General features: G+C 60.7%; 15 protein-coding genes and 1 pseudogene. 2 read left to right on the forward strand and 14 right to left on the reverse strand.

Going from position 1 to position 23,836, the window contains the following annotated elements:
* Positions 1-102: 102 nt before the first annotated feature.
* Positions 103-1,431, forward strand: a complete 1,329-nt coding sequence (locus QMK58_RS20490; RefSeq protein WP_053159825.1) for a spinster family MFS transporter — start codon at positions 103-105, stop codon at positions 1,429-1,431.
* Between the two features lie 70 nt (positions 1,432-1,501).
* Positions 1,502-1,945, forward strand: coding sequence for a nuclear transport factor 2 family protein (locus QMK58_RS20495; RefSeq protein ID WP_320395335.1), 444 nt, complete (start codon positions 1,502-1,504; stop codon positions 1,943-1,945).
* Positions 1,946-2,035: 90 nt separating this feature from the next.
* On the opposite strand, the gene QMK58_RS20500 is transcribed toward QMK58_RS20495, so the two are convergent.
* The 14 genes and pseudogenes from QMK58_RS20500 to QMK58_RS20565 all read right to left on the reverse strand — a co-directional run bounded on the left by QMK58_RS20500 (position 2,036) and on the right by QMK58_RS20565 (position 23,836).
* On the reverse strand, positions 2,036-3,898 hold the full coding sequence (locus tag QMK58_RS20500; protein ID WP_320395336.1) for a long-chain-acyl-CoA synthetase: 1,863 nt from the start codon (positions 3,896-3,898) through the stop codon (positions 2,036-2,038).
* Positions 3,899-4,086: 188 nt separating this feature from the next.
* Complete coding sequence (locus QMK58_RS20505) at positions 4,087-5,289, reverse strand: DUF6708 domain-containing protein (protein ID WP_320395337.1); 1,203 nt, start codon at positions 5,287-5,289, stop codon at positions 4,087-4,089.
* An 81-nt stretch (positions 5,290-5,370) separates the two neighbouring features.
* Positions 5,371-6,561, reverse strand: a complete 1,191-nt coding sequence (locus QMK58_RS20510) for a DUF6708 domain-containing protein (protein ID WP_320395338.1) — start codon at positions 6,559-6,561, stop codon at positions 5,371-5,373.
* 81 nt (positions 6,562-6,642) lie between these two features.
* Positions 6,643-7,467 carry a DUF6708 domain-containing protein gene (locus QMK58_RS20515; RefSeq protein ID WP_320395339.1) on the reverse strand — a complete coding sequence of 275 codons (825 nt, stop codon included), beginning with the start codon at positions 7,465-7,467 and terminating at the stop codon, positions 6,643-6,645.
* Positions 7,468-7,912: 445 nt separating this feature from the next.
* Positions 7,913-8,668, reverse strand: a complete 756-nt coding sequence (locus QMK58_RS20520) for a DUF6708 domain-containing protein (protein ID WP_320395340.1) — start codon at positions 8,666-8,668, stop codon at positions 7,913-7,915.
* 513 nt (positions 8,669-9,181) lie between these two features.
* Positions 9,182-10,369 carry a DUF6708 domain-containing protein gene (locus tag QMK58_RS20525; protein WP_320395341.1) on the reverse strand — a complete coding sequence of 396 codons (1,188 nt, stop codon included), beginning with the start codon at positions 10,367-10,369 and terminating at the stop codon, positions 9,182-9,184.
* A complete protein-coding gene (locus QMK58_RS20530; RefSeq protein WP_053161389.1) occupies positions 10,362-13,796 on the reverse strand; it encodes a toxin VasX in 3,435 nt (1,144 codons plus the stop codon). Before QMK58_RS20530 ends, QMK58_RS20525 begins: the two co-directional genes overlap by 8 nt.
* Positions 13,793-14,665 (reverse strand): DUF4123 domain-containing protein, encoded by an 873-nt coding sequence (locus QMK58_RS20535; protein WP_320395342.1) that lies wholly within the window; start codon positions 14,663-14,665, stop codon positions 13,793-13,795. The genes QMK58_RS20530 and QMK58_RS20535 overlap by 4 nt, the downstream gene beginning before the upstream one ends.
* A pseudogene (locus QMK58_RS20540) lies at positions 14,658-16,674 on the reverse strand (type VI secretion system tip protein VgrG). The gene QMK58_RS20535 and the pseudogene QMK58_RS20540 overlap by 8 nt, the downstream one beginning before the upstream one ends.
* A gap of 232 nt (positions 16,675-16,906) precedes the next feature.
* Positions 16,907-18,289: a DUF1329 domain-containing protein gene (locus QMK58_RS20545; RefSeq protein ID WP_172681845.1), complete on the reverse strand. Its 1,383-nt coding sequence runs from the start codon at positions 18,287-18,289 to the stop codon at positions 16,907-16,909.
* Between the two features lie 92 nt (positions 18,290-18,381).
* Entirely contained in the window at positions 18,382-20,064 is a 1,683-nt protein-coding gene (locus QMK58_RS20550) for a class I adenylate-forming enzyme family protein (protein WP_053161509.1), read from the reverse strand.
* Positions 20,065-20,256: 192 nt separating this feature from the next.
* Complete coding sequence (locus QMK58_RS20555) at positions 20,257-21,399, reverse strand: acyl-CoA dehydrogenase family protein (RefSeq protein ID WP_053161510.1); 1,143 nt, start codon at positions 21,397-21,399, stop codon at positions 20,257-20,259.
* Positions 21,396-22,601: an acyl-CoA dehydrogenase family protein gene (locus tag QMK58_RS20560; protein WP_053161511.1), complete on the reverse strand. Its 1,206-nt coding sequence runs from the start codon at positions 22,599-22,601 to the stop codon at positions 21,396-21,398. The genes QMK58_RS20555 and QMK58_RS20560 overlap by 4 nt, the downstream gene beginning before the upstream one ends.
* A 65-nt stretch (positions 22,602-22,666) precedes the next feature.
* Positions 22,667-23,836 (reverse strand): acyl-CoA dehydrogenase family protein, encoded by a 1,170-nt coding sequence (locus QMK58_RS20565; protein WP_053161512.1) that lies wholly within the window; start codon positions 23,834-23,836, stop codon positions 22,667-22,669.

The raw sequence follows: 23,836 nt of genomic DNA on the forward strand, positions 1-23,836 counted from the left end.
ACGGCTTGTCTGCAAACTCAAAAATGGTCTGAACGGACGATGAGAAAATACCGTGACGAGCTGAGCATCGCGTCAACCAGAACAAAACCGGGAGCACCCGCAGTGAACCAATCCACCCCCGTGACATGGCGAACGCACTACGCGCTGTTCGTGCTCGCCATGATTTATGTCTTCAACTACATCGACCGTCAGTTGATGGCGATTCTGATTGAGCCGGTGAAGCTCGAATTCGGCATTTCCGATACAGGCATCGGCCTGCTGTCAGGGGTGACTTTCGCGGTGTTCTATACGGTGTTCGGCTTCCCGCTGGGGCGCCTTTCAGACCGCATCGGGCGCAAGCCGGTGATCGCCTTCAGTTGCATCGCCTGGAGCCTGATGACCATGCTCTGCGGCGTGGCCGGAAGCTTTCTGACCCTGGTGCTCGCACGCATTGGCGTGGCTGTCGGTGAAGCCGGCGGCACGGCGCCGTCGGTGGCCATGGTCTCGGATCTGTATCCGGCCAACCGCCGATCCACGGCCCTGGCCTTCCTGATGCTCGGTTCCAGCCTGGGAGCAGTAGTCGGCCTCGGTCTGGGTGGCTGGATCGCCCAGGAGCACGGTTGGCGCTACGCCTTCATGCTGATCGGCGCACCGGGCATTTTCCTCGGCCTGCTACTGCTGTTGACGGTGCGTGCGCCCAAGCGCGTCGTACCGCTGAGCAGCGCCGCCGTGCTGCAAGACGGCTGGGCCAAAACCCTCGCCGAGGTGTTTCGCACGCCCTCTTTTCTGTGGCTGGTGCTCACCGGTGGCGCGGCGGCGATTGCCGGCTACGCCATCGGCACCTGGAGCCCGAGCTTCCTGATCCGCTCCCACGGCCTGAACATGCAACAGGCCGGATTTCTTGTTGGCGTGGTCGGTGGCGGCGGAGCGGCCATCGGCACGCTGATCTGCGGCCTGCTCACCGACCGCATGGTGCGGCGCAATGCTGGCTGGCAAATCGGCGTGCCATTGCTTGGCACACTGATCAGCATTCCTTTCGCCCTGACCTATTTTCTCTGGCCTCAAGGCACGGCGTTCCATATCGGTAGTATCGCCGTGCCGCAAGCCTTTCTGTTCTACAGCGTATTTGCGTTCTTTGGCGTGTGGTGGGCAACGCCGTGCCTGAGCGCCATTACCCACCTGTTCCCGGCGACACGCCTGGCCCAGGCCACGGCCATTTTCGTGATGTTCATGACCCTGCTGGGTGTCGGTGTCGGGCCGCTGTTGGTGGGCATGCTGAGTGATTTTTTCTTGCCGTCCCTGGGCACCGAATCACTGCGCTATGCCCTCGCCTCATCGGTGTCGATGCTGGTGCTGGCCAGCGTGTTCCTGACCCTGGCATTGCCACGTTACCGGCAACAGATCAAGAACCCCGCCCCACTCGTCACGCCGGTCCAGACCGCGACAGCCTGATCTCCTTGCCCCACCTCTCGCCGCTGCAAACCGCCAAGGGTTGCAGCGGCTTTTTGTTATGAGGATCAACATGAGCACCAGTGCCGTACACATCAGCAACCTGCTCTATCGCTATGCCCAGTACCTGGATGGCGGCCAACTGATCAAGGCTGCCGAGCTGTTTCGTCATGCCCGAATCAAGGTTCAAAGCCAGAGCGGTTTCCTGGATCACACAGCCCTGCTGGGCATCTGGCAGCAACGAATCAGGATTTATCCCTGCGGCACACCCCGAACCCAACACATCATCAGCAATCCCGTCATCGACATCGACGAAGACGCTGGAACCGCCACGATTCGTTCCTGCTATACGGTGCTGCAAGCCACCGACACCCTGCCCCTGCAACCCATCGCCGCCGGGCATTATCTCGATGAGTTCGAGCGTGTCGACGGGGTTTGGCGATTCAGCTTTCGTGACTACTCGCACCTGGAAATGATCGGGGACTTGAGTGAGCATTTGCTGATGCAGGGTCACTGAATACACAGAAGCCCAACGATCCCGACATTGAGGTGTCAGGTGTTGGGCTTTATGGCGAAGGTTGGCCAGCGGCCGCGGGCCGCCAGCTCATCAGACTTGAGGGGCCACCGCGAATGGCTGCAGACCGGCTCTGTCGAGCAATTCGTCGGAGTACGGCCGATAGCTGCGGCTGCTTTCATCGCGGATGTACAACGGATCGTTGAACGCGCTCGGCGCGTAACCCTGGCGTTGCAGATCGACCTTGCGCAGCTTGAAGGTACTGGTCAGATCCGCCGCGGCGGACACCCGCACGAACACCGGCGCGGCATAGCGTGGCAAGCGCGCTTCAGTGAGCGCGTAGAACGCTTGGGGGTCGAAGTCCTGGCCCTCTTGCATCAGCACCGCCGCCATACCGGCGCGCCCTTCATGCCCGGGTACCTGTACGCCGTAGATGTTGATCAGTTCCAGCCCCGGAAAATCGCCCAGGGCATCGGCGACTTCCTGGGTTGAAACGTTCTCGCTCTTCCAGCGGTAGGTATCACCGATGCGATCGACGAAATAGAAGTAACCGTTCTCGTCGTACCGCAGCAGGTCACCCGAACTCCAATACGCATCGCCCTGACTGAAGACATTGCGGCGAATCTTGCTTTCGGTGGCCTGCGCCGAGGTGTAACCCTCGAAGCGTCCGGCGCCGATTTGCGGATGATCGACAATGAAGGCCATGCCCTCACCGACTTCGCCAACCTTGCAGACTTGATAGAAACCATTTTCGTCCCGTGGATGACTGTCGCTTTCGACGTCATATCGAACCAGGCGGATATTGGTTTTATCCCAGAACGGCACGCGCCCGCAGGAACCTGGCTGGTTGTCCAGATTGATCAGGCTGGTGTTGGCCTCGGTGGCACCCCAGCCCTCGAGAATCTGCACCGGGCCGAAACGCTCCAGCCAGCGCTGCCAGGTCTCCGGCGTCAGGCCCGCGCCCAGCAGGCAACGCAAGCTGTGCTCACGCTCGCCATCGACCACGGGCTGATTGAGCAGGTAGCGGCAGATTTCCCCGATGTACTGAAAAATGCTGATGTGGTGGCCACGGATGTCCTTCCAGAACTCCCGGACGCTGAACCTGCGGCGGACCACGATACTGGCTCCGACACGCAGGGCCGTGGCCGTCACTGACGTCGCCGCGGCACCGTGATAGAGCGGCAGGCAACAGTAGAATACGTCCTCGGTCGTGCCGTCGAGGGTCACCTCCATCACGTCGCCGATGGACAACCAGCGCATATGGCTATAGATCGCAGCCTTGGGCAAACCGGTGGTGCCCGAGGTGAAAATCAGCATCGCCGGCGACTCGGCCGGCACCTCGGCCCGCAGCTCGCGTGCGAATGCAGTGCGTGGTGCCGCCGCCACCTGTTCGGCGAACCCTGCATCTACACGGGCGCGGGATGCTTCACTGGCGGGGTTTTCGGCGTCCGGCACGAGCAACCAGGGTACGTCCGGCAGGCCTTCGGTGGACAACAGATTGTTCAGGCACTCCTCACCCACCACCATGGCCTTGGCGGCAGTCGACACCACGGCATGCGCCAAGGCCCGACCACTGACCTGGGTATTGATAAAGGCCGCCACCACACCGAGTTTGGCCAGGCCAAACCAACTGAAAAAAAACTCCGGGCGGTTCTCCAGGGCCATGGCGCAGACGTCGCCCGGGCGCAAACCGCGGGCATGGAAAACATGTGCCATCTGGTTGGCACGTGCATCGACCTCGGCATAACTCAAGCGCTGTTCGCCGTAAATGAGGAACGGGCGCTGGGCGAAACGCGTGGCCTGCTCTTCCAGCCGATCGGCGATGGTGTAACAGTCCGCCGGTTTGATTTGCCCCGCAGCCACTGCCCGTCGATCAAGCAGACGCTGAGTGTGTTCGCGGGACACGGGGCTGTTGTCGAGCATCGTCGGTTGATGCGGTGTATTGAAACCGTTCATTCCTGACTCCGTAGAAAACCTGCCAATAAGTAAGGGCAGATAGTTCACGCTGCACGCCAGAGGGGCATCGTCCGATAAGACTAAAAAATGTCCGGGAGTGAGGTCATTTGTTTGCGCCTGAATACCTGAATCTGGCCACCTCCATTTTCGTCATGGCGATGACCCTGCTCGGCGCCGAGAAGGTGTCTTCAGGAAGAAACACAATGCAGCCCCGCCGCCTTGCAGGCGGCGACGAAGGTCGCGCCTTTTTTGTCCATGGCGTGCTTGACCAGGGCGTTGGCTTTTTGCAGGGCGGGGCTGGGCCTGGCCCATTGCTCCGGGGGTAGCGGTTGCGACCAGGCCTGGACGCTTTCAGGCAGGGTCGGACGGCCTTTGCGGTGAGCCCATTCGGCGATCAGGTAGGGCATTTTCCAGAACACGATCACGCGTCTGACGTACCACCACCGCAGAGGCCAGCGGGAGCGTTTGGAGTACCCCCAACGCTTGCGCTCTTCGGCAGTCAGATGGCCTCCTCCGTCGTCCAGTCGCCCCAACGCCCTGGCATCGAGCCGTTCGATCTCAAAGGTGTGCAACCCTTCATACGGTTTGAGCTCGTCCTCGCTCAAGGTGATGCCCAATGCGGCCAGCATGGGATTCGGCGTGTCCACCAGTTCCCCTTCCTCCATGTAGTTGCGGATCGACGTCCACATGCCCAGCGCATGTGCGTCACTGGGTTGGGCCGACAACACGAACTGCACCCTGTCGCGCTCTTCGTCCTCCAGGCCCATGCCGAACGTGTAATCGCGCATCGCGCCGTAGCTGGTCACGCCCTGGCTGCGGGCGACCCAGGCCACCACATTTTCCCAAGGCACGATCAGCACCTGGTGGGTGGTGTCGTCGATGTAGCAGACTTCGCGACGTTGGCGGTTGAAGCGGACGGGATAGCTTTTGGCCAGGGTTCGGACATTGGAGAGCATGCCGTAGATAAAGGCGCCGACGGGAAAAATGAATAGAAGCGAGCCTGTAGCGAATACCTGCACGGCCCCCCCAACAATGTCGAAGAATTTTCGGTCGATTTCAGGGGGGCTAAAAGCAACGAGCCATAGACAAATAAGCACAGGTGCAAAAAAAGCAGTACACAAAACCATCCATATCTGAAGTGCCAATCTCTTTCCCAACTCAACCATCCCGTAGTTGCTACCACCCAACTCCAGATAGGTCTCGTTCATCGCCGAAAAATTACGCCGCGACACCTGTGCCTGTCCGGTGTACACCGGCAACGGCGCCAGGAACAAAGTTTCATTCAGGCCCCTGACCCGCAGCTCCCCGGCACGGGGCCGTTGGCTTTGAATATCAATGCCCGACTCCGGGACAGTGGCTGTGCTTTTGCGTTTGAACAGTTGGCTAATCATCGATCGCCGCCATTTCCTCTCGGGTGAACGACCAGTAAGGGGCCTTGCTCAGGCCGCTGGGCCAGGTATGCAGCGGTGTGTTCAATGCAACCCCGCCGCCTTGCAGGCGTCGACGAAGGTCGCGCCTTTTTTGTCCATGGCGTGCTTGACCAGGGCGTTGGCTTTTTGCAGGGCGGGGCTGGGCCTGGCCCATTGCTCCGGGGGTAGCGGTTGCGACCAGGCCTGGACGCTTTCAGGCAGGGTCGGACGGCCTTTGCGGTGAGCCCATTCGGCGATCAGGTAGGGCATTTTCCAGAACACGATCACGCGTCTGACGTACCACCACCGCAGAGGCCAGCGGGAGCGTTTGCCATAACCGTAACGGTGTCGCTGCTCCGCGCTCAGATGCTCGGCGCCATCGTCTAGCGAGCCCATGAAGCGTGCACCTTTGCGTTCGATCTCAAAGGTGTGCAACCCTTCATACGGTTTGAGCTCGTCCTCGCTCAAGGTGATGCCCAATGCGGCCAGCATGGGGTTGGGCGTGTCCACCAGCTCCCCTTCCTCCATGTAGTTGCGGATCGACGCCCACATGCCCAGCGCATGTGCGTCACTGGGTTGGGCCGACAACACGAACTGCACCCTGTCGCGCTCTTCGTCCTCCAGGCCCATGCCGAACGTGTAATCGCGCATCGCGCCGTAGCTGGTCACGCCCTGGCTGCGGGCGACCCAGGCCACCACATTTTCCCAAGGCACGATCAGCACCTGGTGGGTGGTGTCGTCGATGTAGCAGACTTCGCGACGCTGGCGGTTGAAGCGGACGGGATAGCTTTTGGCCAGGGTTCGGACATTGGAGAGCATGCCGTAGATAAAGGCGCCGACGGGAAAAATGAATAGAAGCGAGCCTGTAGCGAATACCTGCACGGCCCCCCCAACAATGTCGAAGAATTTTCGGTCGATTTCAGGGGGGCTAAAAGCAACGAGCCATAGACAAATAAGCACAGGTGCAAAAAAAGCAGTACACAAAACCATCCATATCTGAAGTGCCAATCTCTTTCCCAACTCAACCATCCCGTAGTTGCTACCACCCAACTCCAGATAGGTCTCGTTCATCGCCGAAAAATTACGCCGCGACACCTGTGCCTGTCCGGTGTACACCGGCAACGGCGCCAGGAACAAAGTTTCATTCAGGCCCCTGACCCGCAGCTCCCCGGCACGGGGCCGTTGGCTTTGAATATCAATGCCCGACTCCGGGACAGTGGCTGTGCTTTTGCGTTTGAACAGTTGGCTAATCATCGATCGCCGCCATTTCCTCTCGGGTGAACGACCAGTAAGGGGCCTTGCTCAGGCCGCTGGGCCAGGTATGCAGCGGTGTGTTCAATGCAACCCCGCCGCCTTGCAGGCGTCGACGAAGGTCGCGCCTTTTTTGTCCATGGCGTGCTTGACCAGGGCGTTGGCTTTTTGCAGGGCGGGGCTGGGCCTGGCCCATTGCTCCGGGGGTAGCGGTTGCGACCAGGCCTGGACGCTTTCAGGCAGGGTCGGACGGCCTTTGCGGTGAGCCCATTCGGCGATCAGGTAGGGCATTTTCCAGAACACGATCACGCGTCTGACGTACCACCACCGCAGAGGCCAGCGGGAGCGTTTGCCATAACCGTAACGGTGTCGCTGCTCCGCGCTCAGATGCTCGGCGCCATCGTCTAGCGAGCCCATGAAGCGTGCACCTTTGCGTTCGATCTCAAAGGTGTGCAGGCCTTCATAAGGTTTGAGTTCATCTTCGGTGGGTGTAAGCCCCAGAACAACGAGCATGGGATTCGGTGTGTCCACCAGCTCCCCTTCCTCCATGTAGTTGCGGATCGACGCCCACATGCCCAGCGCATGTGCGTCACTGGGTTGGGCCGACAACATGAACTGCACCCTGTCGCGCTCTTCGTCCTCCAGGCCCATGCCGAACGTGTAATCGCGCATCGCGCCGTAGCTGGTCACGCCCTGGCTGCGGGCGACCCAGGCCACCACATTTTCCCAAGGCACGATCAGCACCTGGTGGGTGGTGTCGTCGATGTAGCAGACTTCGCGACGCTGGCGGTTGAAGCGGACGGGATAGCTTTTGGCCGGGGATTCGGACGTTGGAGAGCATGCCGTAGATGAAGGCGCCGATGGGAAGGATGAATAGAAGTGCGTAACTCGAAAACACCTTGATAGCATCGACGAGATCCTTGAATGGGGTCGGAAAGTTTTCAGGATAGGAAAGCACCCCATAAAGGATTATAAAACTGGGAGCCACAACTGCTGTGAATAAGGCAGTCCAAATCTGGATTGCTAGCCTCTTCCCTAGCTCAACCATCCCGTAGTTGCTACCACCCAACTCCAGATAGGTCTCGTTCATCGCCGAAAAATTACGCCGCGACACCTGTGCCTGTCCGGTGTACACCGGCAACGGCGCCAGGAACAAAGTTTCATTCAGGCCCCTGACCCGCAGCTCCCCGGCACGGGGCCGTTGGCTTTGAATATCAACGGCCGGCTCCGGGGCAGTGGCTGTGCTTTTGCGTTTGAACAGTTGGCTAATCATCGATCGCCGCCATTTCCTCTCGGGTGAACAGCCAGTAAGGGGCCTTGCTCAGGCCGCTGGGCCAGGTATGCAGCGGTGTGTTCAATGCAGCCCCGCCGCCTTGCAGGCGGCGACGAAGGTCGCGCCTTTTTTGTCCATGGCGTGCTTGACCAGGGCGTTGGCTTTTTGCAGGGCGGGGCTGGGCCTGGCCCATTGCTCCGGGGGTAGCGGTTGTGACCAGGCCTGGACGCTTTCAGGCAGGGTCGGACGGCCTTTGCGGTGAGCCCATTCGGCGATCAGGTAGGGCATTTTCCAGAACACGATCACACGTCTGACGTACCACCACCGCAGAGGCCAGCGGGAGCGTTTGCCATAACCGTAACGGTGTCGCTGCTCCGCGCTCAGATGCTCGGCGCCATCGTCTAGCGAGCCCATGAAGCGTGCACCTTTGCGTTCGATCTCAAAGGTGTGCAGGCCTTCATAAGGTTTGAGTTCATCTTCGGTGGGTGTAAGCCCCAGAACAACGAGCATGGGATTCGGCGTGTCCACCAGTTCCCCTTCCTCCATGTAGTTGCGGATCGACGTCCACACGCCCAGCGCATGTGCGTCACTGGGTTGGGCCGACAACACGAACTGCACCCTGTCGCGCTCTTCGTCCTCCAGGCCCATGCCGAACGTGTAATCGCGCATCGCGCCGTAGCTGGTCACGCCCTGGCTGCGAGCGACCCAGGCCACCACGTTTTCCCAAGGCACGATCAGCACCTGGTGGGTGGTGTCGTCGATGTAGCAGACTTCGCGACGCTGGCGGTTGAAGCGGACGGGATAGCTTTTGGCCAGGGCTCGGACGTTGGAGAGCATGCCGTAAACCATGGCTCCAATCGGGATAATGGATAAAAGTGCATAACTGGAAAATACCTTGATAGCATTGATAAGCTCGTTAATCGGCTCACGAATGTTTTCTGGATAAAAAAGAACCCAATACAAAACTGCAAAACTGGGAGCTAAAAAAGCCATAAACAAGATCATCCAAATAAATGCCGCCAGTCTCTTTCCCTGTTCAACCATCCCATAGTTGCTACCGCCCAGTTCAAGATAGGTCTCGTTCATCGCCGAAAAATTACGCCGCGACACCTGTGCCTGTCCGGTGTACACCGGCAACGGCGCCAGGAACAAAGTTTCATTCAGGCCCCTGACCCGCAGCTCCCCGGCACGGGGCCGTTGGCTTTGAATATCAACGGCCGGCTCCGGGGCAGTGGCTGTGCTTTTGCGTTTGAACAGTTGGCTAATCATCGATCGCCGCCATTTCCTCTCGGGTGAACAGCCAGTAAGGGGCCTTGCTCAGGCCGCTGGGCCAGGTATGCAGCGGTGTGTTCAATGCAGCCCCGCCGCCTTGCAGGCGGCGACGAAGGTCGCGCCTTTTTTGTCCATGGCGTGCTTGACCAGGGCGTTGGCTTTTTGCAGGGCGGGGCTGGGCCTGGCCCATTGCTCCGGGGGTAGCGGTTGTGACCAGGCCTGGACGCTTTCAGGCAGGGTCGGACGGCCTTTGCGGTGAGCCCATTCGGCGATCAGGTAGGGCATTTTCCAGAACACGATCACGCGTCTGACGTACCACCACCGCAGAGGCCAGCGGGAGCGTTTGCCATAACCGTAACGGTGTCGCTGCTCCGCGCTCAGATGCTCGGCGCCATCGTCTAGCGAGCCCATGAAGCGTGCACCTTTGCGTTCGATCTCAAAGGTGTGCAGGCCTTCATAAGGTTTGAGTTCATCTTCGGTGGGTGTAAGCCCCAGAACAACGAGCATGGGATTCGGCGTGTCCACCAGTTCCCCTTCCTCCATGTAGTTGCGGATCGACGTCCACATGCCCAGCGCATGTGCGTCACTGGGTTGGGCCGACAACACGAACTGCACCCTGTCGCGCTCTTCGTCCTCCAGCCCCATGCCGAACGTGTAATCGCGCATCGCGCCGTAGCTGGTCACGCCCTGGCTGCGGGCGACCCAGGCCACCACATTTTCCCAAGGCACGATCAGCACCTGGTGGGTGGTGTCGTCGATGTAGCAGACTTCGCGACGCTGGCGGTTGAAGCGGACGGGATAGCTTTTGGCCAGGGTTCGGACGTTGGAGAGCATGCCGTAAACAACGGCACCTAGAGGGAGAATGGATGCAATGCTGAATTTACTACCTACCTCTATAAATAGGAGTAGATCGCGCCATGGAGTCTTAAAGTTTTCTGGATAAAAAAGCATTCCATACAGGATAAATAGGCTTGGCGCTATAAGAGCTACAAACAAAGGAATCCAGATTCCAAACGCCAATCTTTTCCCTTGTTCCACCATCCCGTAATTATTTCCTCCCAACTCCAGATAGGTCTCGTTCATCGCCGAAAAATTACGCCGCGACACCTGCGCCTGTCCGGTGTACACCGGCAACGGCGCCAGGAACAAAGTTTCATTCAGGCCCCTGACCCGCAGCTCCCCGGCACGGGGCCGTTGGCTTTGAATATCAATGCCCGGCTCCGGGACAGTGGCTGTGCTTTTGCGTTTGAACAGTTGGCTAATCATCGATCGCCGCCATTTCCTCTCGGGTGAACAACCAGTAAGGGGCCTTGCTCAAGCCGCTGGGCAAGGTGTCCACGGCGTCGAGGACAAACCGGCCCTGGGCCGGCAGCCGTACGCCCCGAACGGTGGCGATGTGCAGATCGCGCAGGACAAAACAGGTGCGGTGAATCAAGTCGCGCTCGGCTTCCAGTTGGTAACCGATGTTGAGCGCCAGGGCGAAATCCGTGGTTTGCAGGGCTTCGCTGATGGGCAGGTGCAGGGTCAGCGCCTCTTCTGCCTGGCTGGCGACCACGGTGACCGCGGCCCAAGCCGCGCTGTTTTCCTGCCAGAGCAGGGGCGGCAAACGGGGATTGTAGGGACCGGGTAGATAGCGGTTGCGGGTTCGATGATAGGCCAGCAGCTGCAGTTGTCGGCTGTCCATTTCCCGGGTGCGGACACCGGGCAGGCGCAGTTGCAGGTAGGTGCGCGGGCCTTCGCGGACCAGCTCACAGGTCGGTTGTTGCACCACCCCGGCCAGGGCGCTCCAGTCTTCGGGCAGGCTGCGTTGCCGATCGGCCTTGCCCCAGGCACTGGCTTGCAGCCATTTTTGAAACGCGTCCAGGTTGAAGTAGTTGTACAAACCTTCGCCCATCAGTTGCAGGGCCGTACCGATCAGCCCCACCAGATTGGTTTTGAGGCCGATGCTCAGCAACCTTGGGCTGGCTTCGGCCCAAGCCAGGGCTCGCAATTCGGCGGGTTTATTGAGAATCTGGTTGATGATCGAGAGGGTGTGTTTGGCACCCCAGATGTTGGTGCCTACCAGGATGCCGTCGCCAGCGATTTGCAGGGTCGTGGCCGCCAACCCCTGATGATTGCCTTCGGCGAGTGCTTTGCCCCATTGCCAGGAATGCTTGCCTGAATCAATTGCGGCGGCCAGAGCACCAAATCCAAAGGCACCAACCCCTGCAACACCCGCCCAACGTCCCAAACGGCTCATGGTGGTGAGCTTTCCGGCGGCACTGTCCATCTGTTCGATGTGCGCCTGCAATATGGTTACTGACAAGCCCTGAACCGCAGCAAAACCAGCAGCTGACATTAAGGTGAATGTCTCAACGAGAGTCGCTAAGTCTGATAACGAACGATCTGTCTTTTTACCAAGCGCACTCAACACCTCAACAAACTTCTGCCCCTGATAAACAAACAGCAACAACGCAATCCCGTCCCCTCCAGACTTCAAGGCGCTACTCAGGGGCTTGCCAAACGTCCCCGTTGCACGGAAGTCGCGCACTGTTCGCTGCATTTCTTCACGCAACACCGGGGCCATGCCATCGACCACCGTGCCGATCTGCCCCGGCCCGCCGCCGCCGACGGTCAAAGCACGGCTGAGGCTGTCTTCCAACGGAACCAGCGCAGCCCTGAGCTGATTGATCCGCTGGTTATAAACCTGCTCGCTGCCCGGTGTTGTCGAGCCGAAGGTCTGCTGCGTCATCTCGCGATGGCGCAGTTTGTAGGTGTCCTTGAGCTGGCGGCGCAGATCGAGAGCGGCATCGCGGGTCTGGTTGAACGCCTGGATTTCGTAGGCCGACGCCGCCCGCAGGGTCAAGCCGCTGCGGGAGAACTCGCGCAACAGCTGCAGGCGTGCGGGCGCGCCGAGATTCCGGAGGAAGCTGTTGGGGTCGATAGGTTGTTGTCGCTTGAAATCACTGTGTGCTCGATCCAGCTGGTCTGCAGCATGGAGCTGATGCGCTGGAACATATGCCCCATCCAGCAAACTCTGCAGCCCCCTGAACCGCGTATTCATATCGGCATAGTTGGGCAGCCGCTCGCTCATCAGGCTGTTGAATTGATTGGCCAGCACATTGACGCTGGCCAGGCTGTCCTGGGCCGTGGCGACATTGATCGAGAAGTTGCTCAGGTCCAGGAGCTTCTTGCGCACATCCAGCTGTTCGGCGAGGGTCAGGGTTTCCAGCCCCGGTACCACGGTGAGCGGGTTTTGCTCGAGAAAGGTGGCGAGCTTTTCAGTCGGGTCACGCTGGCCGCACAGGGCCGCCACGCAGACGAATTCGGTTTCCAGGCGATGCTGGATGAGCGCGCTTTGTTCGAAATCGTAGTACCAGGCAGCACGGTGGAAATGGCCGCCGACAATCATGTTCAAGCGGTCTTCGCGAATGGCCTGAAGACGCTTTTGCCAATGGCTGAGCAACGCTTGCTGCTGGCGGACGAACGCTTGCATGTCCGCCCGATTGACCAGGTGATCAATGCCACGCTGGCCGATGGCCTCGCCGTGCAACGCCTCCCAGGTTCGCACGTGGAGGCCGGCGATGGTGCTTTGATGTTTTTGCCAAAGCACTTCGCCCAGGCAATCGTGCAGGCTGACGAAGGCGCGCGCATAAGGATCGCGTGTCGCCGCCCTTCGCCAGTACTGCTCGTCGCCATAGATCGCCCCCCCGGCATGCTCGCGTCGGACTCGTAAGTAATCAAGCACAGCTGCCCGCTGTTGCGGGTCAAGCTCCTCGTTCAAGGCTTTGACATCGGGATCTGTGGTGGCCAGGTCATCCAGGCGCGCCGCACTCATCTCGTACAAGGACTGGATGAAGGCGCCGGTGAGGTATTTGCGCTGGGCGTCATCGTCGGCGCTCCAGTGCTCGATCCAGTCGGCCACCTGCAGTTGGGCGCTGGCCAGGTCGCGCATCACGCCAAAATCGTCGCGCAAGACCAGAAACAGATAATCGTTCTGGTAGAGGCCCAACACCTGACTGGTCAGCGCTTCAATCGCCGTGGCCTTGAACACCGGCGTGGCTTCCCAGCTATAGGGTTGGCGTTCTTGCGGATGGGCGCCCTCGGGCAATGACTCGAGCCCACGGACGCCGGATGCCAGGTTGTTCTGCGCGACCTCCGCCAGCCAGCGTTCGGCCTGCGGCGTGCTCAACAAGTGAGTCCCCCCGGCGGCCGGGCAAGCACTCGCCAGATCGATGCGTTGCATCAGACGTTCGCGCTCGGCCTTGACCTTGAGCACTTGTGCGCACTTGTACGCCGTCCACTGGATTTCCGAGTAGCTGGCATACAAGGTGTGCTGCCGGTTAAAGATCAAATGAGGTTCGCCCACCGCCGCGGTGCGTTTGTCGGCCGATACCTCCTGACTGTTCCAGAGCAGCTTGCTGATTTGCCCTTGTTCAATACTGTATTCGTGCAGATGCCCGGTCGTGTCGTCGATGATGTACAGGTAGCCATCGCGCAATAGTCGAATGCCCAGCGGCTGGCTGTTCAACGTCAGCGGCATGGGCAGTTCCGACGAGGGATCGAGGTGCTCGACCAGGCCGTAGCGCAGCGGCAACAGCTGCACTTGCCGGCCCATCAAGGGGCAGAGCCCTATCGGTGAACGGGCATCCTTGGCGCTCTTGGCCAGGGCGGCGATATTGGCGCTTGTTTTGGGTGCTGATTGTGTCGTCACAGCAGGCCTCCTTGGCGATGTGCAGCACGGTTTGCCGCCAGATCGGCAGCACGTTCCAAGCGCGCCAATGGGGCGCCCGCTGTCGCCTGCGCCAGCAGTTGAGCAATGTCAGGATGTTCAGTCACAGGCTGGCCGGCCAGATAAGCAAAAACGTTCGCGTAAAGGGTCAGTTCCTGCTCTGAGGAAAAGCCTTGCCGGTAGGCTTCGCTGGCCAGTTTTTGTGCGTATGGCCGACGCTCAGGCAGCGTAAATCTCGCCATGAAGGCAGGAAAATATGTTTGCAGGTGCTCACTCAAACTGCAGACGATGTTGCGAAACTCAACCTCTCCCAGCGCCGCAAGCTCCCGGTCGGTCAATCGATAAGTCTGCGGTTCAGCGCAGGGCTGTTCGGGGCGAATGTGCTGGCGCCAGACCCCTTCGACCCCATCAGGCAGACAGAAGTGTGCGACAAGCCCGAACCAGCGTGCGCTGCCGTCTTGCTCTGCCAGACGCAACAGCTGATGCATGACGGCAGGATCAGCAATACGTGGCATAACCTCCACGCCATCCGCCTGTTCGACACTGAGCAGGTGGCGCCAATGCTCGAGCTGCGACTGCACATCAGCCTCACTGAACAGCAGGTAGCCCCATTCGAGGGCGGCGTGCTCGCAAAAATAAGTCAGAAGCGGATCAGCACTGCCTTCGAGCGCGATCAAGCAAGGCGAAATGTCTGCCAGCTCATGCCAGCGTGTATCCCGATACAAACAGTAGAGGGGTCTATTCCAGCGAGACAGGCGTTGCATCAGATCCGCTACGCTGACACCGTCCAATAGCAGGTAGGCGGGAGCCGCCCAGGGCAAATCATCCGGCAATGGCGGTAACTCAAGCATGGGATTGCCCCTCCTGTTGTGCAGCGGCTTCGCAGATGGCACAGATCGGTTTTCTGGCCAGCAAGGCGCTGCGCTGCGTCTGTGGTATCAAGGGCGCATGCAGAGCCGTCGGTTCAACAGGCCGAGCTTGCAAGGCGTTGACGCCGACTAAAGGCGCACCGCCGACTTGAATCTCTGTGCTGCTGAAAATGCCACCCGGCCCGATCACGATGTGCTGGCCGCCGGCTTTCAAGGTGATGCTGACCCCGGCATCGAGGATAAGATTCGCCCCGGCCTTGAGGTGCACCTGCTGGCCGGCTTCGACCACCAGCGTCTGGCCGACACGGGTGTGGCTGCTGTGGGCCACCTGCAAATAATCGTTGGCCTTGAGCTCGACCTTGCGGTCGGCAGTCACGGTGCGCCGGTCTTCTGCTTCCAGCACCGTGATGCTGTCGCCCTTGATGATTTCATGCCGCTGGTTACCCACCTCCAGCCGGCTGTCGTTGAGGACTTGCTGTTGTAGGTCACGCTGGGCGCGCAGGTAGATCAGCTCCTGGCCGGCGCGGTCTTCGATCGACAGCTCGTTGAAGCCGCCATTGGCCGGTGAGCTGTGGCTGCGCAGCACGGTTCGGGTCTTGTGTTCCGGCAAGGGATACGGCACGGCGGTAACCGTGTTCGGCACGCAGCCGGTGATCAAAGGCTGGTCGGGGTTGCCCTCCAGAAAGGTCACCAGCACTTCCATGCCGATGCGCGGGATAGTCACCGCGCCAAATTGTTCACCCGCCCACGCGGATGACACCCGCAGCCAGCAGCTGCTCTTGTCACTGTTGCGTTCGGCGCGGTCCCAATGAAACTCGACCTTGACCCGCCCATGTTCATCGCAAAAGATCTCCTCCCCCGCAGGACCGGTGACACGGGCGGTCTGGCTGACCAGCACCGATTGTCGCGTGACCAGCGGCGGACGATAAAACACGTCCCAGGGAATTGCGCCAAAGCTGTTGCGATAGCCCTGGGTAAAGCCGTCTTCAGGCTGGACGTCGCTGCTGACCGACTCTTCAAGCACCTGGGGTTGTTTGCCCCGGTGATGGACACTGAGCAGCAACCACAAGTCGTTGTAGGCTTGCCGCGGGTGCTCGCTCAGGCCAAAGAAATGACCGCTGCGCAGGCTCGGCTGGTCGCTTTGGCCTTCGGCCAGTTGGTAGTCGACACGGTGCCGCTCCAGCGCCTGACGGGCCAGTTGTCGGCCGAGTTTTTCATTCTCGATCAGCGCCGGGTAACGGTAGTCTTCGAGTGCTGGGGTAAACCCGGCGGTGAACTGGCTTTCCAGCAAGCGGCTGGGGCGTTTCAAGTCATAGCCGCGGCGCGTGGCCGTGCTGGTTCGGGTGCTCAAGCGCAGGGAGAACTGGCTGACCACCGGATGCTCGGCGACCAGGCCAGAACCTGGCTGACAAGGCGTTTCGCCGAGTTTGGGGAACCAGGTCTGATCGTCGCTGAAGACCAGGTGATGCCCTTCCGGGCTGTGTTGATGGTGCCAGGCAATCCCGTCTTCGCTGCACAGCCGCTGGATGAAGTCGAAGTCGCTTTCCCTATTGCGTGCAGTATTCACGCACGGGACTGGTGCTGACGTTGAAGGTCACGGCATCGCCGAGAATACCGTGCCCCTTGAGGACCTCGGCAATGATCTGCGGCACGCTCTGGTGCTGGAAAATCCGCTGGTTGTGGCTGAACTGCAAGTAGTGCAGCGCCGGCACCAGGGTCAAATGGTAGCGCGTCAGGCGCTTGCCGGACGCACCGACCGACACCTCTTCGATACGCCCATGAAGGCCTTCGCCGTTGTGACCGAACCGCAGAAAGGCCGGCTGGCTGAGCAGGCTCTCCAGGTCCAGATCCGGGTACTCGCTGACCAACTCCACCCGGATCGCATACAAGGTGCTGATGCTTTCGACACCGTCAAACGCCAGGACCTTGAAATCGTTGCGTACGGTGGGAATTTTCAGTTCGAAATGCGCGGTATGGGCCGATGCGAACATAAGCTGATCCTTGAGCTGAGAACGACAACCGCGCGAACCCCAAACCAGGACGGCATGGACAAGCGGTTACGGCCGGGCAAGCTAACAAGAAGGCACAAGGGTGAATGCCGGAAAAATCCACTGATCACGTCGGAAATTTCCGTATTTTCAGAATGTTGTTGTTTGAACCAAAAAAAACCCCATCGAAATTCGACGGGGCTTTTGTCATTGCAGTGTCTCGATCGGTAAAGGCTTACCGCCCGATCGCCCGCGCCGCATCCGCGGTGTATTGGTCCGGGGTGAATTTACCTTCGTTGAGGATCGGCCCCTTTTTCGCTTCGTTGGTCATGCCGTAACCGGTGTACTGGCCAGAGTTCAAGTCCATGAAGAACTGTGAACCGGCCTGCCAGCCGCTCATGTCAGGGTGGTAGTAGTAGTTGATCATGGCGTGTTTCCACAGTTGCCCACGGGCGTCGTAGTTGTCGGCCATGACCGCGTTCCAGGTGTCTTCGTCGATGAACAGCACACGCTTGCCATAGACATGGCGAAAGCCTTCCTTCAAGTCGGCTTCCAGCACCCACACGCGACGCAACTCATAACGCATGAGATCGGGGTTGGGGTGGTTGGGGGTCAACATCTCGGAGAGCTTGACGGTCCCGGCGTTGGGTTTGTAGGCGTTGGCCGGGCTGTAGATCTCTCGCTTGCCAACCAGCTTCCAGTTGAAACGCTCCGGTGAGCCGTTGAACAAGCGGTCCTCATCGACGGTCATGGTGCCGTTGGTGCCGATCATCGGCTGATCGTAACCGTAGCCCGGCAGTTGCCGCACACGCCGGGTGGACGGGCTGTAAGACCAGGCCTGACGCGACTCGACGGCGAAGTTGTAGGGTTCGTGGGAAATGCTCAGGGTGCCGTTGTCGCGGGCCGGTTTGAGGGTCATGTTGTTGCTCATGGCCTGGATCTTGCCATCCGTGGTGGGCTCGACGGTTGGCGAGTTGGCCTGCGACAGGTTGCGTGCATAGGCACGGCCCCAGCCGATGCTGCCATTGGGCAGGACCGAGGCCAGGTCAGAGGTCTTTTCCTCAGTGTAGGCACGCGCCGGCAACTGGTGGTTCCACAGCAGTTCCATGCCGTTCTTGGGTATCGGAAACGGCACCTGGCCCAGCCCTTCAAAACCTGCCCCGTCATTGACCAGCTTGGCATTCAGGGCATTGCTCATGGCCCGCTTGCACACGTAATCGGGGTAGCGGAAATCCCGATGGCCGGGGTAAATGTTCATCTTGTAGGTAGTCGGATACTTCTTCAGCAGCGCCTTCTGCCCTTCGGTCAAGTGTGCCTCGTACTGGCTCATGTTCTGCGCAGTGATCACCAGGACCGGCTTCTCCGCCGCGTAGGGATCCACCGGCTGGTCGCCGGAGAATTTCACATGATTCCAGCCTGGGACTTCACCCAGGTATTTGCCGGTGTACGGCGGAATGGTGCCCTCGGCGTTGCCGGCTTGCTCGGCGCCGACACAGGTCAGCTCCTTGCCCAGCCTGGCTGCTTCCTGGGGTGTTACCGCGGCGTGCGCATAACCCATCAGCCCGCTATTGGCTGTGACTGCGACCGCGAGCATGAGACCTGTTCTTGTTATTTTCATGTGATGCCTCCTTCGCTGATAAGGCTTTGTGGAATGGACCCATTGTTCGTGTTCTGCCGGCCCCGACATCGTCCGGAAAGACTAAGGCGGCGTCAGGCGTCCAACTTTTCTTGCAGTTGTGCCTTGAGCACCTTGCCGGTGGCGTTGCGTGGCAAGGGTTCGAGTACCCGATAGACCTGCGTCGGCACTTTGTAGGCGGCCAGGCGCTCGGCGATGAAGGCGCAGATCTGTGCCTCCTGGGGCAGCGTCGAAGCCTGGCCATGCACGGCCAGCCCCACGACTTCACCCAGCAGCGGGTCGGCGATGGCGAATGCGGCCGCTTCCAACACGCCCGGCATATCGAGGATGCAGGTTTCGATTTCAGCGGCAGAAATTTTCTCACCACCCCGGTTGATCAATTCCTTGACCCGACCGGTGATACTGAGGAACCCCTCATCGTCGAGACAGCCGATATCGCCGGTGTCGAGCCACCCGTCGCGCAGGCTTTGCGCAGTGGCTTGCGGCAGGTTCCAGTAGGCGCTCATCAGGGTCGGCGAACGCAGCCAGATCACCCCGCTTGTGCCGGCCGGCTGTGGCTGGTGCGGATCGTCGCCAATGCGGATGTCGACTATCGGCAAGGCCCAACCGGCGACCGCAGGCTTGTAGACGAAGGGATCGCCACCGATGGCCGCACCGATGCCGTTGCTTTCGGTCAGGCCGTACCCGGCACCGCCGATGATGTCGGGCTTGAGCTTGAGCATGTTGTCCAGCACGCCGGCGGACGAAGCTGCACCGCCCAGTCCGAGACCGAACAGGCTGACGGTGTGCTCGCCGCCGAAACGTGGTGAAGCAAGCAGTTGCTGCATCATCACCGGTGCCCCGTTGAACTGGGTGCAGCGCTCATCGCGAATGAGGTCGATGGCACGTTCGACATCCCACTTGTACATCAGCATCAAACGCCGACCGCCGCGTATTGCCGACAGGAACTGCGCATGCAAGCCGCTGACATGGAACAGCGGCACTGCCGCCAGAGTGGTGGGTGGATAGCCGCTGTTGATCACCACGCCGATACGCTCGGGCGAGCTCATGGCGCAAAACGCACCCTGGAAATCCAGGGCGAAAATCGCCTGACAGATGGCCCGGTGACTCGACACCGCGCCCTTGGCACGACTGGTGGTGCCCGAGGTGTAGAGGATCAGTGCCGGCGTCTCGGGGTCGATGTTCAGCACCGGCAACGGCAATGCCGGGGCGCTGATCAGGTCTTCAAAATGCAGGCAGTGGTCGGGCAACGTTCCTTCGTGAACACCGACGACAATCGTGCCTCGCTGCTCACGGGCCAGATCTTCATACAGCGTATCGAGGCGTGCCTCATCACACAGCAGCAGGCGCGAACCACTGTCCTGCAGCGCGTACTGCAGCTCGTCGCGCAGCCCCCAGCTGTTGAGCGGCACACACACCGCACCACAGCGCACGATCGCGGCGAAGGCCACCAGCCACGCCGGTTGGTTGCGCATGGCAATCGCCACCCGCTCGCCCGGCTGCAAGTCGAAGCGGGCAACCATCTGCCCGGCCAGGCGGTCGACCTGATCGTAGAACTGATTGAAGGTCAGGCGTTGCGTCTGCCAGACCAGGAATTCACGGTCACCGTGAACCCGACCCGCGTCGATCACCTGCAGCAGGTCGTGTGCAGCGTGACGGAAGTAGCGTGGCGCGCCGTCATCAGGCGTCACCACTTCAAACGGCGCACCGGGGGCGATCAGTTGCCGCCACGCGGTTTGCCAGCGTTCAATGCTCATTTGTGTTTTCTCCAGGACAGCCGTGGTTGCACATCCGCAGGTGTGCAATTGAGCCAATGTCAGTCGGTCAAGCGACATCCCTGTGGGAGCGAGCCTGCTCGCGATGAGGGCGTGTCAGTCGACATCAATGCCGACAGTTACACCGCTATCGCGAGCAGGCTCGCTCCCACAGGCGTTGACTGCCTACAGGTACTACGCGTGGGTCGAATAACGTTCGCAATGGAAATCCCGGTCACCCAGGCAGCTCTGGGCAACCCGGACTCGCTTGAGGTACAGGCCGACGTCCAGCTCGTCAGTGACGCCGATACCGCCGTGCATCTGCACGGCTTCGTTGGCCACCTTGATCGCCGTGTCGCCGGCCTTCCATTTCGCCAGGCTGACCAGCCGCGCCCGTGCCCCGGGGTCGAGGCCGGTGTCATCGAGGGTCGCCAGCGCGGCCATCAGGGCGCTGCGGCTCAGCGCCAGGTCGATGTACATCTGCGCGGCGCGATGTTGCAGAACCTGGAAGGTGCCAATGGCGGTGTCGAACTGCACGCGGGTCTTGAGGTATTCCAGGGTGGTTTCGAACAGCTGCTCGGCCATCCCCAGCAGCTCCGCCGCGAGACAGGTGCGGCCACGGTCCAGCGCGGTTTCCAGCGCAGTCCAGCCCTCGCCCAAGGTGCCCAGCAACGCATCGCTACTCAAATGCACCTGATCCAGTTGCAGGCGTGCGCTGTTGCGCGAATCGATCAGCGACAAGGCGCTGACGGTCAATCCCGGTGTATCGGCCGGCACCAGGAACAGGCTGATGCCTTGCGTCTCGCCAGGCTGGCCGGACGTGCGCGCCGCGACCACGTAGGCATCGGCACCCAAGCCGTCGACCACCCAGAACTTGTCGCCGTGCAAGCGATAGCCCTGCCCCTCGGCCTTGGCCTCAAGGGCGATGCGGCTAGGGTCGTGACGCGAGTGTTCGTCCATCGCCAGGGCCAGGCGCTGTTCGCCGCCGATCAGTGCTTGCAACCAGTGCGCCTTCTGCGCCGGACTGCCCGCCAGCAGCACCAGTGAACCGCCAAGCACCACGCTGGACAACAGCGGCATGGCGGACAGGTTGCGACCCATGGATTCGAAGATCGGCCCAAGGCCCTTGCAACCGAAATCCAGGCCGCCAAAGGCTTCCGGAAACGCAATCGCACTCCATCCCAGGTCGACGGCGTCCCGCCACAGTTGCGCATCGAAACCCGACCGCACTGCGTCATCGCGCAGTCGACGCTGGGCACTGACCGGGCTGCGGGCGGCGAGAAAGTCCCGGGCGCTGTCGGCCAGCAAACGCTGTTCATCGCTATAACGCAGGCTCATGGGGTGACTCCTTTTTTGGCGTCGGGCAAGCCCAGCACGCGCTTGGCGATGACGTTCAACTGGACCTCCGAAGATCCGCCGGAAATGGTCAGCGCATAGCTGTTCAACCAGGAGCGGGTCACCGCCAGTTGCTGCTCGCTGAATGCCGCGCTCTCCCAGCCGAAGGCATGCCCGGCCATGGCATCGAGCAGCACTTCGAACTTGTCGCGTTCCTGTTCGGTGTGCACCAGTTTCATGATCGACATCAGGCCACCGATGTCGTCGCCGGCCCGCGCCTCTTCGCCCATGCGCTGCACGGTGAGGTTGTAGGCCTGCTCGTTCATCGCACAAGCGGTGGCGCGAGCGTGCAATGCGTGTTCACTCTGACTCTGTGGCGCCGGTACGTATTCGCGCATCAGGGCCAGCAGATCGACGTGCGACGGCAGACTGAACTCGCCGAATTTCGACATCGCCTTGCGTTCGTGCTGCAGCAGATACTTGGCCAGGTTCCAGCCGCCGTTCAACGGCCCGATCAACTGGCTCTTGGGCACTTTCACGCTGTCGAAGAACACCTGGCAGAACGCCGACTTTCCGCTGATCAAATCGATCGGCTGCGGCTTCACGCCGGGACTGCGCATGTCCAGCACGATCAAGCTGATGCCTTCGTGTTTCGGCGCGCTGAAGTCGGTGCGCACCAGGGCATACATCCAGTCGGATTTGTCGCCGTAGGACGTCCAGATCTTGCTGCCGTCCACCACGAAGTGATCACCAGCATCGCGAGCGGCCATTTTCAGGCTGGCCAGGTCGGAACCGGCGTTCGGCTCGGAGAAGCCCTGGCACCAGCGCACTTCACCGCGGGCAATCGGCGGCAGCAGATCACGTTTCTGTTGCTCGCTGCCGTAAGCCAGCAACACCGGCCCGAGCATCCAGATGCCGAGGTTGATCTGCGGCGGCCGGCATTTGATGCGACGCATCTCGCTTTCCAGCACCGCCAGTTGTTCGTCACTCAGGCCCGCACCGCCATATTCCTCAGGCCACTCGGGACAGAACCAGCGCTTGTCGCGCATGCGTTCGAACCACAGGCGCGCGTCTTCACAGGGAAACTGCGGGTTCTGGCTGCCCCACACCACATCGCCTTCAGCCATGCCCGTGCGCATCGACAGCGGGCAATTGGCCTCCAGCCAGGCACGGGTGTCGTGCCGAAATTGCTCGATAGTGCTCATGAAAGTCCCCTTCGACCCGCCCCGGATCCGGAGCGAGTACGCTTTTTGTTTTTGATGGACCGGTGTCAGCGTTGGGTGCGCGGCATGCCGAGGCCAAACTGGGCGATCAGCTCGCGCTGGATTTCATTGGTGCCACCGCCAAAGGTCAGGGTCGTGGCAGAGCGCAATTCATACTCCAGAGCCCCCTCCAACAACGTCGCCGCCGAACCGCTGCGCATCGAACCATTGGCACCGACGATTGCGGCCAGCCGGCGCAGAATTTCGATAGCCGACTCGGAGCCGTAAACCTTGGTGGTCGAACTCAGCGCAACGCTCATACGGTCGAGCTCGAGGTCGGCGGCAATGCGCATGTTGATCAGGCGCATGGCCTCAAGACGCGCATAGCACTCGGCCAGCGAGCTGCGCACCCAGGCCTTGTCCATCGCCCGACGGCCCTGTTCATCGCGGGCCCGCGCCCACAGGTAAACCCGGCGAAACAGCGCGACGACCTTGTCCGACCAGGTGCCCAGGCCGAGACGTTCGTGATTCAGCTGCGAGGTGATCAGCTTCCAGCCTCCGTGCAACTCACCCACCAGCATCTCGTTGGGCACCCGCACGTTGTCGTAGTAGGTGGCTGCCGTCGGATTGCCGACGGTGCGAATCAGGGTGTGAGAGAAGCCCGGGGTCGTGGTGTCGACGATCAGCAGCGAAATGCCTTTGTGCCGCGCCTGGGTCGGATCGGTACGAGCCGCCAGCCAGACGAAGTCGGCCGATTCGGCACCCGAGGTCCACAGTTTGTTGCCATTGACCACGAAGCCTTCATCGTCCTGGCGAGCGCTGGTTTTGAGCACGGCCAGGTCACTGCCGGCATCCGGCTCCGAGTAGCCGATGGCAAACATGATCTCGCCGGCGGCGATGCCGGGCAGGAAGCGTTCTTTCTGCAGCTCGCTGCCGTGTGCCATCAACGCCGGACCTACGGTACTGATGGTCACGAACGGTAGTGGCGCCCCGGCGATGTTGGCTTCTTCGAAGAAGATCAACTGTTCGGTGGCGGCGTAACCCTGGCCGCCATGGGCCTTGGGCCAGCCAACCGCGAGCCAGCCGTCGCGCCCCATCTGGCGGATGGTCTGGCGATACAGCTCGCCGCCTTCCTTGCCGCGCAATTGCTCGCGCATGTGCGGGGTCATCAGGGCCTGGAAATAGTCCCGCACCTTGAGGCGCAGGGCATGTTGTTCGGGGGTGAGGTCGACGAACAT

The sequence above is a fragment of the Pseudomonas sp. P8_241 genome (assembly GCF_034008315.1).
GTDB lineage: Bacteria > Pseudomonadota > Gammaproteobacteria > Pseudomonadales > Pseudomonadaceae > Aquipseudomonas.

Coding starts and splice junctions, on each gene's coding strand:
- QMK58_RS20495 (WP_320395335.1), top strand. CDS start 1,502: ATGAGCACCAGTGCCGTACACATCAGCAACCTGCTCTATCGCTATGCC.
- QMK58_RS20500 (WP_320395336.1), bottom strand. CDS start 3,898: ATGAACGGTTTCAATACACCGCATCAACCGACGATGCTCGACAACAGC.
- QMK58_RS20505 (WP_320395337.1), bottom strand. CDS start 5,289: ATGATTAGCCAACTGTTCAAACGCAAAAGCACAGCCACTGTCCCGGAG.
- QMK58_RS20510 (WP_320395338.1), bottom strand. CDS start 6,561: ATGATTAGCCAACTGTTCAAACGCAAAAGCACAGCCACTGTCCCGGAG.
- QMK58_RS20515 (WP_320395339.1), bottom strand. CDS start 7,467: ATGCTATCAAGGTGTTTTCGAGTTACGCACTTCTATTCATCCTTCCCA.
- QMK58_RS20520 (WP_320395340.1), bottom strand. CDS start 8,668: ATGCTCTCCAACGTCCGAGCCCTGGCCAAAAGCTATCCCGTCCGCTTC.
- QMK58_RS20525 (WP_320395341.1), bottom strand. CDS start 10,369: ATGATTAGCCAACTGTTCAAACGCAAAAGCACAGCCACTGTCCCGGAG.
- QMK58_RS20535 (WP_320395342.1), bottom strand. CDS start 14,665: ATGCTTGAGTTACCGCCATTGCCGGATGATTTGCCCTGGGCGGCTCCC.
- QMK58_RS20545 (WP_172681845.1), bottom strand. CDS start 18,289: ATGAAAATAACAAGAACAGGTCTCATGCTCGCGGTCGCAGTCACAGCC.
- QMK58_RS20550 (WP_053161509.1), bottom strand. CDS start 20,064: ATGAGCATTGAACGCTGGCAAACCGCGTGGCGGCAACTGATCGCCCCC.
- QMK58_RS20555 (WP_053161510.1), bottom strand. CDS start 21,399: ATGAGCCTGCGTTATAGCGATGAACAGCGTTTGCTGGCCGACAGCGCC.
- QMK58_RS20560 (WP_053161511.1), bottom strand. CDS start 22,601: ATGAGCACTATCGAGCAATTTCGGCACGACACCCGTGCCTGGCTGGAG.
- QMK58_RS20565 (WP_053161512.1), bottom strand. CDS start 23,836: ATGTTCGTCGACCTCACCCCCGAACAACATGCCCTGCGCCTCAAGGTG.